Below are 12,925 nucleotides of genomic sequence, written 5' to 3'. Positions count from 1 at the left end.
TCCACAGTCTGTTGTTCACTGGTTCATTTTCCTCAGCTTTAATGGCAATCACACAAGCATGCCCCGAATAAGGAATGAACCATGAAACAATTTGTACCCATCACAGATGAAATGTTCTACAACAACCCACAACTGTTCGAGCAACTGGTGCCGTTCAGTCATAGCATCGACTGCCGACACCTGCTGCAACAGCCTTTGGCTGAGCCTTTTCAGGCGGACAATAGAATCGACACTGATGAAGCCATCGGGGAAGCGTCATGTCACTCCCACTGAAAAAGGCCGCTTGGCTAGCCAGCCTGATAGCGCCATTGGTATTGATGGGTTGTGGCAGTACGCAACTGACACAGACCGCCCCCGAAGCTCAACTGTCTAGTCATTTGGCTAACTTGCAGGCCGATAAGCCCGTACTCTATCCAGCGCACTTTTCACTTCGCCTGCAAACCGGCCTCAGTGGTGCGTTGCTGCCGGAAAATCTGGATGCTTCACTGCAACCTCTGTTGGATCAGGTGGCCAGCTGGCAGCAGGTCAGCCGTATTGTGGTGGTTGGCCATACCGACGGGGAGGGCTCAGAAAAGAGCAATCTGCTGTTGAGCCTGCGCCGTGCCAATGCAGTGGCGGACAAGTTGGCAGACTTTGGCGTACCGATGGGTGTGCTGGAAGTGGATGGCCGCGGTGAGTCAGTACCCATTGCCGACAATAACAGTATCAGCGGCCGCAAACTCAACCGTCGTATCGAAATTGTGGCTAATGGTTGGGTTGATGGCCAACAGAAAAAACTGCTGAGCCAGCGTTGAAGCTGTGATGATGGGCCGGATGATTGAATTACGGGTTTTGGCGGGTACTTGTGTGCTGGAATTGAAGTATTCCGCCGAAAAGCTGTTTCTTGGCGAAGGGGCCGTTGTGCAGCTTGAAGCGGATGAAGAGCTGCGTGTTATCCAGCAACAACAACAGCTACCACAGCAACCAGAAAGGCTTTGCCATCAGGAGATGCGTCGTAGATGGTGTGATAAAGTGAGCGACTTATTATCCTCACAAAAGTATTAAAACTACATGGATACACAAACCCAAACCGAGATTGAGGCGGCGACCTTTCGCCGTTTGTTGAAGCACCTGGACGATCACAAAGAGGTGCAAAACATTGAATTGATGGTGTTGGCGGATTTCTGCCGCAACTGCCTGGCCAAGTGGTACATGGCTGCCGCTGAGGAACGCGGCGAAACGGTGGATTACGACAGTGCCCGGCAAGTGGTCTACGGTATGCCCTACAGCGAGTGGAAGGACAAATACCAGACGCCTGCCACCGCGGAACAGATGGCTGCTTTTGAGGCCCGTCAGGCGGCCAAGGCCAACGCCAAAAAATCCTGATGGAACAATCCCTGCGCGCGCTCAGCCTGCTGGATCTGGCGGTTGCCCTGATTCCGGTTGTTGTTGTCGCCATTATCGCCGCTCGCTGGCTGGCCAACAGCCGCCAGGTAGCCTGGGCCGCTGCCCGCATGCTGCTGCAGTTGCTGTTGGTGGGTTACGCGCTGCAGTACATCTTTGCCCAGGATTCACATTCCCTGTCACTGGGTATTCTTGCCTTGATGATCACCATTTCCGCGGCCATTGCCTTGCGCCCGGTGCCTCACAAGCAGGCACACCACTGGCAGGGTGCGCTGTTGGGGATTGGTGTTGGTGGCAGTCTCAATCTGGCGCTGGTGATTGCGCTTTTCAGTGGCGGCAGCAATTGGCACAATCCTCATACTCTGATACCCATGGCGGGGATGGTGTATGCCAATTGCCTGAATGCGGTGAGCTTGGCGGCGGAGCGTTTTGGCTCGGAGTTGGAGCGAGGGCAGGGGTATGTGTCCTCTCGCAATCAGGGTTTTGGGGCGGCGATGTTGCCGCAGATCAATTCTTTGCTGGCGGTGGGGCTGGTGTCGTTGCCAGGCATGATGACCGGGCAAATTCTCAGCGGGGTTTCGCCGTTAATCGCCGCCCGTTACCAGATTGTGGTGATGTGTATGATATTTGGCAGCGCTGGGATCAGCGCCGCCATTTATTTATGGTGGCTGAGAGAGCCGCAAAGTAAATAGACTGCCTATTTGTTTTTGCCTTTTCCCTTGGCCTTACCTTTTTTCTCCTGGGTGTGTTTGCTGTCTTTCTTTTCGCGGGCTTTGCGCAGTGCTTCAGCGGCCTTTGGTGATACCTCTACCTCTTTGCCTTCAGCGCCGACCACCACAATTTCTTTGGGCTTCTTTTTGCCCTTGGCGGCTTTGCCTTCGTGATCCTTTTGCTCTTTGTTGACGTGTGGTTTGGTGCGTTCAAAATTTTCTTTGGCTGCATAACTGGCAGTAGGCAGCGCAACAGCAAAAGCCAGTAATAGTAGATGAAATTTCATTGTGACTCCCCATGGTCAATGGCAATGTTATGATGCTCGCCCCCAAAGTTTAGCCTGTCAGGACTTGTTTTGATTAAAATTATTGGCGCTGTAATCGGATTTTTACTTTTCAATATCCCTGGAGCGATCCTCGGTTTCCTGTTTGCCGGTAGCTTTGAGCGTTTTCAGAACTACGGCAGTGGCGGTTTTAACCCCTTCACCCAGGGCAATCGTCAGGCGGTGTTTTTGCGCACTGTGTTTCTGCTGAAGGGCAAGCTGGCAAAGGCGGATGGCCATATTTCCCAGGCTGAGGTGGATCACACCGAAAACTTTATTCGTCAGTTGGGCATGTCGGCAGAGCATCGTCAGCAGGCCATTGAGTGGTTCAAACAGGGGTCGGCAGCGGATTTTCATATCGAACAGACGTTACAGGAGTTTATGGCCGCCTGTGGGCAGACCCGTAACCTGCCGCAGGTGCTGCTGGTTTACCTGATTGTGATGGCCATGGCCGACGGGGTGATGGACAGTGCCGAAGAAGCACTGTTGCGTTTTATCGGTTCTCACTTGGGTTACAGCGAAGCGCAGTTCCGGCAGTTGCTGGAAATGACCCTCAATCAATCTCACTTTTCCGGTGGTGGTGGCGCGGCGTCGCCGTCTGCTCTTGATGAGGCCTACAAAGCACTGGGGGTCGAAAGTAGCTGCACGGATCAGGAATTGAAACGTGCCTATCGCAAACTGATGAGCCAGTATCACCCGGATAAATTGATGGGGCAGGGGGTGCCGGAGGATATGCTTAAAGTGGCTACGGAACAGGCCAAGGAAATTCAGGCTGCCTATGACTTAATAAAGAAAAACAGAGGCTTGTAGCCATTAGTTAATACTTTTTGGAGGTTTTGTGAAGGAGACTATTTTATCTCTGCTGGTAGCCCTGTCTGCGTTAATTGAACAGTCTGTGCTGGCCGAAGAGTTGACGTTGACGGTGGCAGACAATCAGGCGTTACAGGCGGCGTTGCAACACCCCAGCCGCCCCGCAGAAGACAAAGCCGCTGATGGCAATCGCAAACCGGCGCAATTGTTGGCGTTTTATGGCATTAAACCGGGTATGCAGGTGGCGGACATGATGTCCGGGCGGGGCTACTACGCGGAGATTTTGTCTCGCTATCTGGGGCCGGATGCCACGGTTTACGCACAAAACAACTCCATTGCCCTGGGACGCTTTGCCAGCAAGGCCATGGACAAGCGCCTTAATGGTCGCGATCTGGATAATGTGGTGCGTCTGGATCGGGAGTTGGAGGAGCCGGGCTTCCCGGTGGGCAAGCTCGATGCCGTGTTGCTGGGTCTGTTTTACCACGACAGCTACTGGATGAAAGCGGATCGCCACAAGATGAACCGGGCGATTTACGCTTCCCTGAAGCCGGGAGGAGTGTTTGCCCTGTGGGATCACCACGCCGAAATGGGCAGTGGCGACCGGGATGTGCAAACTTTGCATCGGGTGGATGAAACCATGGTCATCGAAGAAGTGATGGCTGCTGGCTTCGTGCTGGAAGCTACCACAGACCTGCTTACCAACCCAGAAGATGACCGCACCATCAACGTGTTTGACCCACGTATACGGGGCAAAACCGATCGTTTTGTGCTGCGCTTTCGCAAGCCACTGGATTAGCAGCCTGTCACCGCGAAGGAGCGTAGCGACTGCGGCGATCTCCCTCTAAAAAGCCCATTTCTGCGATATCGTCTCCCAAGTGGTCCATTACTGTTTGACCCAACAGGGTCATGGCGATGGCCCCACTTACCCCCTATAATCGGGCTCTTTTACCATTACCAGACGCTCAGAGTCACACTCTATGACAGATAACAACAACCATAAGGTCACCGTGTTGGGGGGAGGCAGTTTTGGCACCGCAGTGGCCAACATGATTGCCTGCAACAACGTCAATGTTACCCAGTGGATGCGGGATGAGGAAAACGCCAAGGCGAGCCGTGAAAAGCGCGAAAACAGCCGCTACCTGCCCGGATACAGGCTACACGACGGCCTGCAAGTCACCACCGATCTGGCGCACGCCCTCAAAGACAGCGATGTGGTGTTCTTTTCCATTCCCAGCAAGGCATTTCGTCAGGTAGCCGCCATGGCGGCACCTTATATGAATGCTCAAACCATGGCGGTCAGTACCACCAAAGGCATAGAAGCCAACAGCTTTGAGCTGATGAGTCAGACATTGGAGGAGGAGCTGCCCACCGAACGCATCGGCGTGATCAGCGGCCCCAACCTGGCCAAGGAAATCGTTGCCCAGGAAATTACCGCTACCGTCATTGCCAGTGATGACAACGAGCTCTGTGAGGTAGTGCAGCAGCTGTTGGGCTCCCGTTATTTCCGCGTCTACGCCAATGCCGATCGCTTTGGCGTTGAGTTGGGTGGTGCCCTGAAAAATATTTATGCCTTGGCGGCAGGCCTGGCGGCGGCCCTTGAAGTAGGTCAGAACACCACCAGCGTTCTGATTACCCGCAGCCTGGCGGAAATGAGCCGCTTTGCGGTGCAGCTGGGTGCCAACCCCATGACCTTTTTGGGACTCAGTGGGGTGGGGGATCTGTTTGTTACCTGCACCTCGCCGTTGAGCCGCAACTATCAGGTGGGCTACGCGTTGGGCAAAGGCAAATCCCTGGAGCAAGCCATTGAAGACATTGGCCAGGTGGCGGAAGGGGTTAATACCACTCGCCTGGTTAAGGAAAAGTCGGATGAATTGGGTATTTACATGCCCCTCGCCAACGCCATGTACGAGTGCATGTTTAATGGTGGCGATATCAGACAATTGATGGGCAATATGATGCTGGCCGAACAGGCCAACGATGTGGAATTTTCTGCGCTGCCGTAACGTGGCCTATAAAAAGTACGTCATCCCCGCGCAGGCGGGGATCCATATTGGCTATGGCGCTGAAGCATTGAAATATGGCGGTTTATGGATTCCCGCCTGCGCGGGGATGACGGAACAACTATTGGAGTAAACCATGAGTAACGAAAACCAAAACCAGTGGCAGACCAATCTGCTGAACGTCAATGTGTGGCTGCGTCTGGTGTTTATGCTGTTTGCATTTATCTGTCTATGGATTGCCCGTATTATTCTTGGAGTAGTAGTGATACTCCAGTTTTTGCTGGTGCTGATTGCTGGTCATGACAACGACAACCTGCGCAATTTTGGCCAAGGCCTCAGCAAGTGGGTTCATCAGTGCCTGCTGTTTGTCACCTTTAACAGTGAGGAAAAGCCCTTTCCATTCAACGAGTGGCCCACCGTAGAACCCACCGAGCCTTACCAAGCGCCAGAGGTTGAAAGCAAGCCTGAGCCACAGAGTCAGCCTGAGCCTGCACCAGCAGACCCGGAGCCGACTTATGAGGGAGGCGAAGCGGAAGTGGAACTGGACGACGAGCCCGTTGCTGCCGCCGGAGATGTGCCTTCTTTTACAGAAGACAAACCTGCAAAGCCAAGCCCTGAACAACAAAGTCCTGAGCAAGAAGGTTCCGAACAACAGGGCTCTAATCAGGAGGGAAGTACCGAGAAACGGTGATGAAACTCTATCTGCTGCGCCATGGTGATGCTGCCTACGATATAACTACAGAGGGCGAGCGCCCTCTGACGCCGCTGGGCATTAGCCAAACCCGGCAGGTTATCGGACAGGCACGCGATGCCATGGCTGGCGTGGATTCCATCTACTGCAGCCCCAAACTGCGTGCCCGGCAAACCGCAGATATTGCCTGTGAGGCGCTTGGTACCAGCCTAGCCCCCGAAATCATCAAGCCGTTACTGCCCGAAGGGAATATTCATGAGCTGGAGGCGCTTATCGAACAGTCTTCCTGCCAACAGATTCTGCTGGTGACTCATCAGCCATTGGTGGGGGAGTGGATCAACCGCCTTACCGATCGCAACGATTTGGCTTATCAAATGTCCACCAGTTGCCTGGCTTGCCTGGACTTACTAGGCCTTTGCCGAGGTGGCGCCACACTGGATTGGCTGAAGAGACCTTGAATCGAACCGTTGAAGAAAAGCAATTTACCGTAGCAGGCCGCACGCTGGCGGCTCGTTATTGGCCAGCAACCGAAGGCAGTGGCCAGCCGGTGATCGCACTGCATGGCTGGCTGGATAACGCCAACTCCTTTCAGCCCCTGGCGCAGCTGTTACCCAAAGCGAACATACTCTCTCTCGACCTGGCAGGTCACGGCCACAGCCAGGGGCGTTCCGCCGATTCCGGCTACAACCTGTGGCAGGATGTGTGGGAAATCCTTGAGGTAGCACAGCAGATGGGCTGGCAACGTTTTCATCTACTTGGCCATTCCCGAGGCGCCATGATTGCGGTGTTGCTGTCTGCCAGCGCAGCGGAAAAGGTAAGCAAGCTGGCCCTGATCGATGGCTTGGTGCCATTGCCTATTGCCGAAGCAGAGGCTCCGCTGCAGCTGGCGCAAGCCATTGCCGATCGCTATAAATATCGGGATTATCGCCGCCGCCGATACTCAACAGAGCAAGACGCACTGACAGTACGCATGAAAGGCAGCTTCCCGCTAACCCAACAAGCCGCCGAGCTGTTTGCCGAGCGCGGTTTGGGGCAAGATGAAGAAGGTTACTACTGGATCGCCGATCCACGCCTGCAAGCGGCCTCGGATGTAAAGTACAGTGATGGTCAATTGCGCGCTTTTATCCATCAGGTAAAAGCCCCAGTGATGTTGTTTCTGGGTAACGAACAACTGGATATCAAGGAGCGCCTGTTTGCCAGTTATTGGCAACAGATCAAAAGCTGTCAAAAAGTGGTATTGGATGGCGGTCATCATCTGCATATGGAAGGTGCCGAACAATCCATCGCCCGGCAGCTGTCAGATTTTTTCGACCCAACCCCGTCATTGCGAGCGTAGCGACAAATTTTTGATTTGGGCAGCCCTTGGGCTGAGCGGAGCGTACAACCAATCTAGTGACTTTTAAGTATACGACTCGCAAGGCAAAGACACTGGATCGCAGTCTTTGCTCGCGATGGTAAATATTTGGTTCTTTCGGTAATTGAAAGTCGCGGAGCCTTGAGTAACATGGTCTCCCGTGAAGCAGCAATAATAGGGATAAGCAATGACTGAACAACCGACCTGCTGGATCAACGGCGAGCCGTCTTCTCAACTGGAAACCAGCGACCGCGGCCTGGCTTATGGCCACGGCTTGTTTGAAACCATGCGAGTGTGTGACGGCGCGGCGCCGCTGCTGCACTATCATTTGGAGCGCCTGCACATTGGTGCGCAGGTGCTAGGGATTCCTGTGGAGCAGGATGCGCTTGAAAAACAGCTGGCAACTTTTCTTAAAAAACACCCAGAGGCCGGGATAATAAAAATTCTGGTGACTGCCGGCTGCGGTGGCCGTGGTTACCAGATGCCGGAACCACTGACTCCCAATATTGTGTTGCAGTGGCATCCTTTGGCTGTGCAGACAAGCCAGGAACTTCGTTTGCGCCTGTGTCAGCACCGCCTGCCCAACAATCCGCCCTTGGCCGGCATCAAACACCTTAACCGTCTCGACCAGATCATTGCCCGCCAGGAGTGGAGTGGCAGTGGTGAGAGTAGCGATTGGCACGAAGGTATTCTGCTGGATACCCAGGGGCGGCCAGTGGAGGCGGTGGCCAGTAACCTGTTTGTCTGGTTACGGGGCGCGTGGGTAACACCGAAATTGCATCGCTGCGGCGTTGCCGGAGTCATGCGCCGGGTGATTATGGATCAGCTCTGCCCCGCACTGGGAATAGATGTTGTCGAGAGAGATATGCACAAGGATGAACTGGCGAAAGCCAGCGAGATGATTCTTTGCAACTCCGTGCAGGGCATACGCTCGGTGGCCTCAGTGAATCAGCTGGTGGATTACCAAGAAAACACCCAAGGGCAACAATTGCGCCGGACTCTGGGAGAACAGTACGCATGTTTTCGCTGCTAAAGCGTTGTTTTATTGTTCTTGCTCTGTTGGTGGTAATGCTGTCACTGGCGAGCTACTGGTGGTTGCAGCGCTATGTGCAGCAGCCACTGCCATTACAACAGTCGGTAGAACTGCGTGTGGAATCCGGCAGTAACCTGACGCGAGTGTTGCAAAAGCTGGAAGCAGAAAATGCCCTATTTGGTGGCAAGCCACAATTGGCAGGTGTGCGGGTTTACGCGCGACTGTCAGGGCTCACGGATATTCAGGCAGGGGATTACCGCCTGCAACCGGGAGTTACACCCACACAGCTGTTGCAACAACTCAACAGCGGCCAAGTGGTTTATCACCAAGTAACACTGCCGGAAGGGCTGACCGTTAAACAATGGCTGCAACGGCTACGTCAGCAACCTCATTTAAGCAGTGAGTTGAGCGATAGTGAGCTTTTGGCGTTTATTAACGGCAACCCTGAAGGCTGGCTGTTCCCGGACAGCTACCGCTACCAGCGTGGCGACTCCATAGAGCAGATTTTGCAGCAATCTCACCAGGCCATGAAAGAAACGCTGGAAAAATTGTGGCAGCAGCGGGATGTTGGCTTGCCATACCAAACACCCTACGAAGCGCTGATTATGGCGTCCATAATCGAAAAAGAAACCGGCGTCGACTGGGAGCGTCCGCAAATCGCCGGCGTATTTGTGCGCCGCCTGCAAAAAGGCATGCGCCTGCAAACTGATCCAACGGTTATATACGGCCTTGGCGATCGCTACCAGGGCAACCTGACTCGCTCTCACTTGCGTGAAAAAACCGCCTACAACACCTACGTGATTAAAGGCCTGCCACCAACCCCCATCGCCAACCCCGGCGCTGACGCCATCTACGCCGCTCTGCACCCGGCAGAAGGGGAAGCGCTGTACTTTGTCGCCAAGGGTGATGGCAGCCACTACTTTTCCGCCACGCTGGCGGAACATGAAAAAGCAGTGGATAAATACCAGCGGAAACAGCGGCGCAGTGATTATCGTTCGGCGCCGGTTAACTGACCTCCAGCAGGTGGTTAATTACTTAAATTTATCCTTTCCCAGCTTGCCTTCTGAAAATACTCAAGACGATTTACACCGAGCCTGCATTTTTTGTTAATGAACCTCTTGATATTGGAAAGTAGCTGTGATTTTATACCGCGCAAATGTCCCATAGATGGGGCGTAAGGATACAAACACACCAAATAGGGCAACGGTTAAATTGGAACTTTACAGAGCTGGCAGCTGAAATATAACGCCCCAGCTCGTGGCATACATCCATTAAGTTTTCCCCCAAAAATCCTCAGTTACTGCCCTTGGCAGTCAATTTGGTTGTCGTGTATCAATCGTGGCTTGTCGCTTTGTCTGCAAAGCGATGATCAATGTTATATAACTTTTTTTGCCAATAAAATCATGATGATATTGCTAAAGCGACTGCTGTTCACAATCTTTATCGTATTCCCTACAGCTGCCATGGCCGATGCTAATAAATATTCCTGCAAAGGGACAGTGCAGGGGGTGACTATTGATCCCCAAGATGGGCGTGTCTTTCTTGAAAAATTTGGCGATCACTTCGCTTGGCCGGTGCTGTGTAGTGTGCAAACGGAAGACAATGGCATACCACCAGAGAGCTGTAAGGCGATCTATTCAATGTTGCTTACCGCTCAATCTACAAAGAAACAGGTTCGTTTCTGGTTTAATGATGGCAAAGACTGCACACCTGAAAGCCACCCAGCTTGGCGGCAGTTAACAGGTTGGTACTTTGGCCCGAATTTAGCTGTCGATTGATCAAGAACAATAACCCGACTTTAAAGAGAAGCTTCTATGAAAAAAGGAATTCTGGCTGTACTACTGACTCTCGTGTCGTTTGCTGTGCTGGCCGGCGGCTGGACACACTACAGCGCCTCAGACAGCAAAGGGACTATCGAAAACATCGAAGTGATCCGCGCTCAGGGTTTTATGATCTTTGGCGATCTGGGTGACCCTGCAGATTGCGGGCGTGATGGCTACTTATGGGTTGCTTTTGATCATCCACAGTATGAACAGCTTTATTCCATGGCTCTCACAGCATTCACGGCAGGCAAGAAAATACAAGCCTATGCCCATTCTTGCACCGATGTAGGTTGGCACGGCGGCTCGTTCAGCACTCTGACGGGTGCCGGCGGTATGTATATTCGCCATTAAAGGCTCGACTAATAATATTTTTAATTTCAAGGAACCGAAATGATTTCCAAGACCTTGCTTCCCAGACTAATAGCCTTTTTCTTGGCAATGGCTTTGTCGCTCGTTTGCTTGGCTGACAAAGTCGATGTCTCTGACGTTGAAATCACAGAGGTGTACATCAACAGCGGCGGTCTAATGCTGATGAAGATAGAGGGCGTAACGGGTTGGCTGGAAATCGGTCACGTTGGCAATGCCAACGCCGAAGCAATCTACAGCACCGTGCTGGCAGCAAAGATGGCCAAGCAAAACATATGGATTCGATATTGGACTCAAGGTGATGACTACCCGACCGTGGGGATTATCAGTATCAAATGAATACCATTAAATTTATCGCTATTTGCCTCCTTCTGATTCCTGCGCTATCTCAGGCAGCTGATGGCATCGTAAACGCCGGTGTTATCACCAAAGTAAGAGCCTATGAAACTTCGGATGGCTCTACAGTGGTCTATCTACAAATCAATGGCCAAAACCGCGTTGGTCCCAACCCGGATATTCCCTCGGTGAATTGCGAGTTGTGGACTTACACCAAAGAAGTGTTCTCTATTGCGCTTGCCGCAAAGTCGTCAGGCAAAAAGGTCAATATTCGATATATTCCTCGCGGCAATGGTGACGACGCATTTTGCAAAGTCCGCTACTTGGAAATCATTGACTAAGCAATCAACTCAAAAATTAGATGAAGAGATTTTAAGGAATGAAATATTGGAAAGTATCTGCTGTGCTGGCAATCGTAATGCTATCCATAACCGCCATTGCAGCCACGCCCACTTGGCATAATTCAAAAATCAGAACTATCTACCCTCTGGCAGATGGACGTGTCGTGCTGACACTCGAAAATGATTCGGCTGCTTGCCAAAATAACAGTAGCCCTAAGTACTATTACATAGCCGTAGGTGAAAATGGTGTTACTCAAGAAGGACTGAACAACATGCTAAGTGTAGCCCTAACGGCAGCTACTACAGGTCGTGAAATCTCGTTCAACTTCGATGCAGATTCTAGCGGCTGCCAAATCAATAGGCTGTCATTGAATTTTCAATCTCAATAATAGTTTATGACCAGTAGGAACGAGGGAGAGTCAATGAAGACCGTTTCACAATTCTTTCTATGCGTTTGCGCATCTTTTGCTTTTTACTCAAACACTGCCTTAGCAGATAAGCCAACCTGCCATTCGTCCAGTGGCGGCTACTGTTCATATAACGGATATGTGAAAGACCTATATATCAATTCCGGCGGTCTAATACTTCTCTATTTTGATACTCCTTTTGAGTCTGACCAAGATGCAAATACAGCCGGTTTCACATTGGCCGGAAATGGGCTCTATGCCACTGCGATACAAATGTCGGACAACCCAGAATTCGCCAAACTTTTTTATTCGACAGCACTGTCTGCGCAAGCGACTAAGCGCAAGATTCGCATACAGATGCGAAATAACCTTGGGGGTTACCTAAAGACAGACCGCATCTGGATAGCTCAAGAATAGTGTCGCAATCAGAATACTCTTTATTTCTAATAAATTTAATCAAGGTATAGACAATGTTAAAAGTTTTGAAAATGAGCGCTGTGGTCGCCTTTTTTCCTGTCTTGGCATTTGCGAATGAAGTCAAATCTCCTGAGCAACAAGCGATTGATGATTTTAAGGCTTGTGTTGAACAGGTAATTTCTAATGGTGGTTCGGAATCTACTGTGGTTGACCAGTGCTCAGCTGCCAAAGCTGTGCTGGATTCAAAAATACCAGGTATCTCGGATTCAATCATTCATCAGCTATTACACGGCGATGACATCTGATAAAAGCAGACATTACTTAACACTCAGTAATAGAGATAAGGAATTGAAAATGTTAAAGCGATTAGTAGGGATTTTTACAGCAGTTATGTTTCTTTCACCCACCGTGCTACAAGCAGAACCGCAATGGTGCAACGGTAAGATTAAGCATGTGTTCGTGTACAGAACCGGTGAGGTAGTTGTTTTAGGCTCGTGGATGAATCAATGGACTACCATTTGTAACTTGAATGAAGAATGGAAAGAAGTTAGCGCTGAGCAGTGTAAAAATTGGTATTCGTTGATACAAACTGCCGTTGTCACTAAATCGCCAGCAATTGTCTATTACACTGATGCACCAGAATGTTCCGCATTGCCTACATATGGTAATGCTCCGGCGCCATATTACGTAATGCTGAGAGAGAATTAGGTTCTCAAATTAGCTTTCTTTGAAATATAGATTTTTCAGAGAAAGTAATGAATAAAAAGAAACGCAAGTGGAATTAAATAACACAATCGGGAAACGATCATGATGGGGATCAAACGCGCTATTGGCTTGGGGTTGCTGGCAACCACTTTTTTTGCTGGCAGTGCCAGTGCGGTGGAATTTGGCAGCAACGACTACGAGGTGTATAGCGGTAACCTCAATAATG

The 12,925-nt window shown here is 51.3% G+C and carries 23 protein-coding genes; 22 read left to right on the top strand and 1 reads right to left on the bottom strand.

The features are described from left to right. The first annotated feature begins 81 nt into the window (after nucleotides 1-81). From QSV34_RS00115 to QSV34_RS00095, 5 genes are read left to right on the top strand one after another with little or no spacing between them, the layout of a single operon-like run. A complete protein-coding gene (locus tag QSV34_RS00115; protein WP_289150909.1) occupies nucleotides 82-273 on the top strand; it encodes a hypothetical protein in 192 nt (63 codons plus the stop codon). Next, the gene (locus QSV34_RS00110; protein WP_289150908.1) at nucleotides 258-794 is read left to right on the top strand and encodes an OmpA family protein; all 537 of its coding nucleotides are present in this window, start codon (nucleotides 258-260) and stop codon (nucleotides 792-794) included. The genes QSV34_RS00115 and QSV34_RS00110 overlap by 16 nt, the downstream gene beginning before the upstream one ends. Nucleotides 795-813: 19 nt before the next feature. Further along, complete coding sequence (locus tag QSV34_RS00105) at nucleotides 814-1,044, top strand: hypothetical protein (RefSeq protein ID WP_289150906.1); 231 nt, start codon at nucleotides 814-816, stop codon at nucleotides 1,042-1,044. Nucleotides 1,045-1,050: 6 nt separating this feature from the next. Beyond that, nucleotides 1,051-1,365 (top strand): DUF1244 domain-containing protein, encoded by a 315-nt coding sequence (locus QSV34_RS00100; RefSeq protein ID WP_289150904.1) that lies wholly within the window; start codon nucleotides 1,051-1,053, stop codon nucleotides 1,363-1,365. Further along, the gene (locus tag QSV34_RS00095) at nucleotides 1,365-2,075 is read left to right on the top strand and encodes an ABC transporter permease (protein WP_289150902.1); all 711 of its coding nucleotides are present in this window, start codon (nucleotides 1,365-1,367) and stop codon (nucleotides 2,073-2,075) included. Before QSV34_RS00100 ends, QSV34_RS00095 begins: the two co-directional genes overlap by 1 nt. Before the next feature lie 5 nt (nucleotides 2,076-2,080). Here the strand turns inward: QSV34_RS00095 and QSV34_RS00090 are convergent, their stop codons facing one another. Next, nucleotides 2,081-2,380: a hypothetical protein gene (locus QSV34_RS00090; RefSeq protein ID WP_289150900.1), complete on the bottom strand. Its 300-nt coding sequence runs from the start codon at nucleotides 2,378-2,380 to the stop codon at nucleotides 2,081-2,083. Nucleotides 2,381-2,449: 69 nt separating this feature from the next. Here QSV34_RS00090 and djlA point away from each other — a divergent pair, with 69 nt between their 5' ends. The 17 genes from djlA (at nucleotide 2,450) to QSV34_RS00005 (ending at nucleotide 12,702) form a co-directional block, all read left to right on the top strand. Beyond that, nucleotides 2,450-3,226 carry a co-chaperone DjlA gene (djlA, locus tag QSV34_RS00085; RefSeq protein ID WP_289150898.1) on the top strand — a complete coding sequence of 259 codons (777 nt, stop codon included), beginning with the start codon at nucleotides 2,450-2,452 and terminating at the stop codon, nucleotides 3,224-3,226. A 28-nt stretch (nucleotides 3,227-3,254) separates the two neighbouring features. Then, the gene (locus QSV34_RS00080) at nucleotides 3,255-4,022 is read left to right on the top strand and encodes a class I SAM-dependent methyltransferase (protein WP_289150897.1); all 768 of its coding nucleotides are present in this window, start codon (nucleotides 3,255-3,257) and stop codon (nucleotides 4,020-4,022) included. 181 nt (nucleotides 4,023-4,203) lie between these two features. Beyond that, entirely contained in the window at nucleotides 4,204-5,229 is a 1,026-nt protein-coding gene (locus QSV34_RS00075; RefSeq protein ID WP_289150896.1) for an NAD(P)H-dependent glycerol-3-phosphate dehydrogenase, read from the top strand. Then, nucleotides 5,204-5,359 carry a hypothetical protein gene (locus QSV34_RS00070; protein ID WP_289150894.1) on the top strand — a complete coding sequence of 52 codons (156 nt, stop codon included), beginning with the start codon at nucleotides 5,204-5,206 and terminating at the stop codon, nucleotides 5,357-5,359. The genes QSV34_RS00075 and QSV34_RS00070 overlap by 26 nt, the downstream gene beginning before the upstream one ends. Before the next feature lie 3 nt (nucleotides 5,360-5,362). Continuing rightward, on the top strand, nucleotides 5,363-5,917 hold the full coding sequence (locus QSV34_RS00065) for a DUF4389 domain-containing protein (RefSeq protein WP_289150892.1): 555 nt from the start codon (nucleotides 5,363-5,365) through the stop codon (nucleotides 5,915-5,917). After that, nucleotides 5,917-6,375 (top strand): phosphohistidine phosphatase SixA, encoded by a 459-nt coding sequence (gene sixA / locus QSV34_RS00060; RefSeq protein ID WP_289150891.1) that lies wholly within the window; start codon nucleotides 5,917-5,919, stop codon nucleotides 6,373-6,375. The genes QSV34_RS00065 and sixA overlap by 1 nt, the downstream gene beginning before the upstream one ends. Further along, on the top strand, nucleotides 6,372-7,253 hold the full coding sequence (locus tag QSV34_RS00055; RefSeq protein ID WP_289150890.1) for an alpha/beta fold hydrolase: 882 nt from the start codon (nucleotides 6,372-6,374) through the stop codon (nucleotides 7,251-7,253). Before sixA ends, QSV34_RS00055 begins: the two co-directional genes overlap by 4 nt. Before the next feature lie 205 nt (nucleotides 7,254-7,458). Continuing rightward, nucleotides 7,459-8,304, top strand: coding sequence for an aminodeoxychorismate lyase (gene pabC / locus QSV34_RS00050; RefSeq protein ID WP_289150889.1), 846 nt, complete (start codon nucleotides 7,459-7,461; stop codon nucleotides 8,302-8,304). Continuing rightward, nucleotides 8,289-9,317 carry an endolytic transglycosylase MltG gene (gene mltG, locus QSV34_RS00045; RefSeq protein ID WP_289150888.1) on the top strand — a complete coding sequence of 343 codons (1,029 nt, stop codon included), beginning with the start codon at nucleotides 8,289-8,291 and terminating at the stop codon, nucleotides 9,315-9,317. Before pabC ends, mltG begins: the two co-directional genes overlap by 16 nt. Nucleotides 9,318-9,707: 390 nt before the next feature. Next, on the top strand, nucleotides 9,708-10,082 hold the full coding sequence (locus QSV34_RS00040) for a hypothetical protein (protein WP_289150886.1): 375 nt from the start codon (nucleotides 9,708-9,710) through the stop codon (nucleotides 10,080-10,082). A 36-nt stretch (nucleotides 10,083-10,118) separates the two neighbouring features. Then, nucleotides 10,119-10,478, top strand: coding sequence for a hypothetical protein (locus QSV34_RS00035; RefSeq protein ID WP_289150884.1), 360 nt, complete (start codon nucleotides 10,119-10,121; stop codon nucleotides 10,476-10,478). A gap of 39 nt (nucleotides 10,479-10,517) precedes the next feature. Then, nucleotides 10,518-10,832: a hypothetical protein gene (locus QSV34_RS00030; RefSeq protein WP_289150883.1), complete on the top strand. Its 315-nt coding sequence runs from the start codon at nucleotides 10,518-10,520 to the stop codon at nucleotides 10,830-10,832. Continuing rightward, a complete protein-coding gene (locus QSV34_RS00025) occupies nucleotides 10,829-11,170 on the top strand; it encodes a hypothetical protein (protein ID WP_289150882.1) in 342 nt (113 codons plus the stop codon). The genes QSV34_RS00030 and QSV34_RS00025 overlap by 4 nt, the downstream gene beginning before the upstream one ends. Before the next feature lie 38 nt (nucleotides 11,171-11,208). Further along, nucleotides 11,209-11,559 carry a response regulator receiver protein gene (locus QSV34_RS00020; protein ID WP_289150881.1) on the top strand — a complete coding sequence of 117 codons (351 nt, stop codon included), beginning with the start codon at nucleotides 11,209-11,211 and terminating at the stop codon, nucleotides 11,557-11,559. Between the two features lie 33 nt (nucleotides 11,560-11,592). Next, complete coding sequence (locus QSV34_RS00015) at nucleotides 11,593-11,994, top strand: hypothetical protein (protein WP_289150880.1); 402 nt, start codon at nucleotides 11,593-11,595, stop codon at nucleotides 11,992-11,994. Between the two features lie 53 nt (nucleotides 11,995-12,047). Beyond that, nucleotides 12,048-12,299, top strand: coding sequence for a hypothetical protein (locus QSV34_RS00010; RefSeq protein ID WP_289150878.1), 252 nt, complete (start codon nucleotides 12,048-12,050; stop codon nucleotides 12,297-12,299). A gap of 49 nt (nucleotides 12,300-12,348) precedes the next feature. Beyond that, nucleotides 12,349-12,702 (top strand): hypothetical protein, encoded by a 354-nt coding sequence (locus QSV34_RS00005; protein ID WP_289150877.1) that lies wholly within the window; start codon nucleotides 12,349-12,351, stop codon nucleotides 12,700-12,702. Nucleotides 12,703-12,925 lie beyond the last annotated feature (223 nt).

It is taken from the genome of Porticoccus sp. W117 (genome assembly GCF_030341905.1).
In the GTDB taxonomy this organism is placed as follows: Bacteria; Pseudomonadota; Gammaproteobacteria; order Pseudomonadales; family Porticoccaceae; genus SCSIO-12696.
The sequence above is the reverse complement of the archived record's forward strand: the minus strand, read 5'-3'. Positions and strand labels throughout refer to the sequence as shown.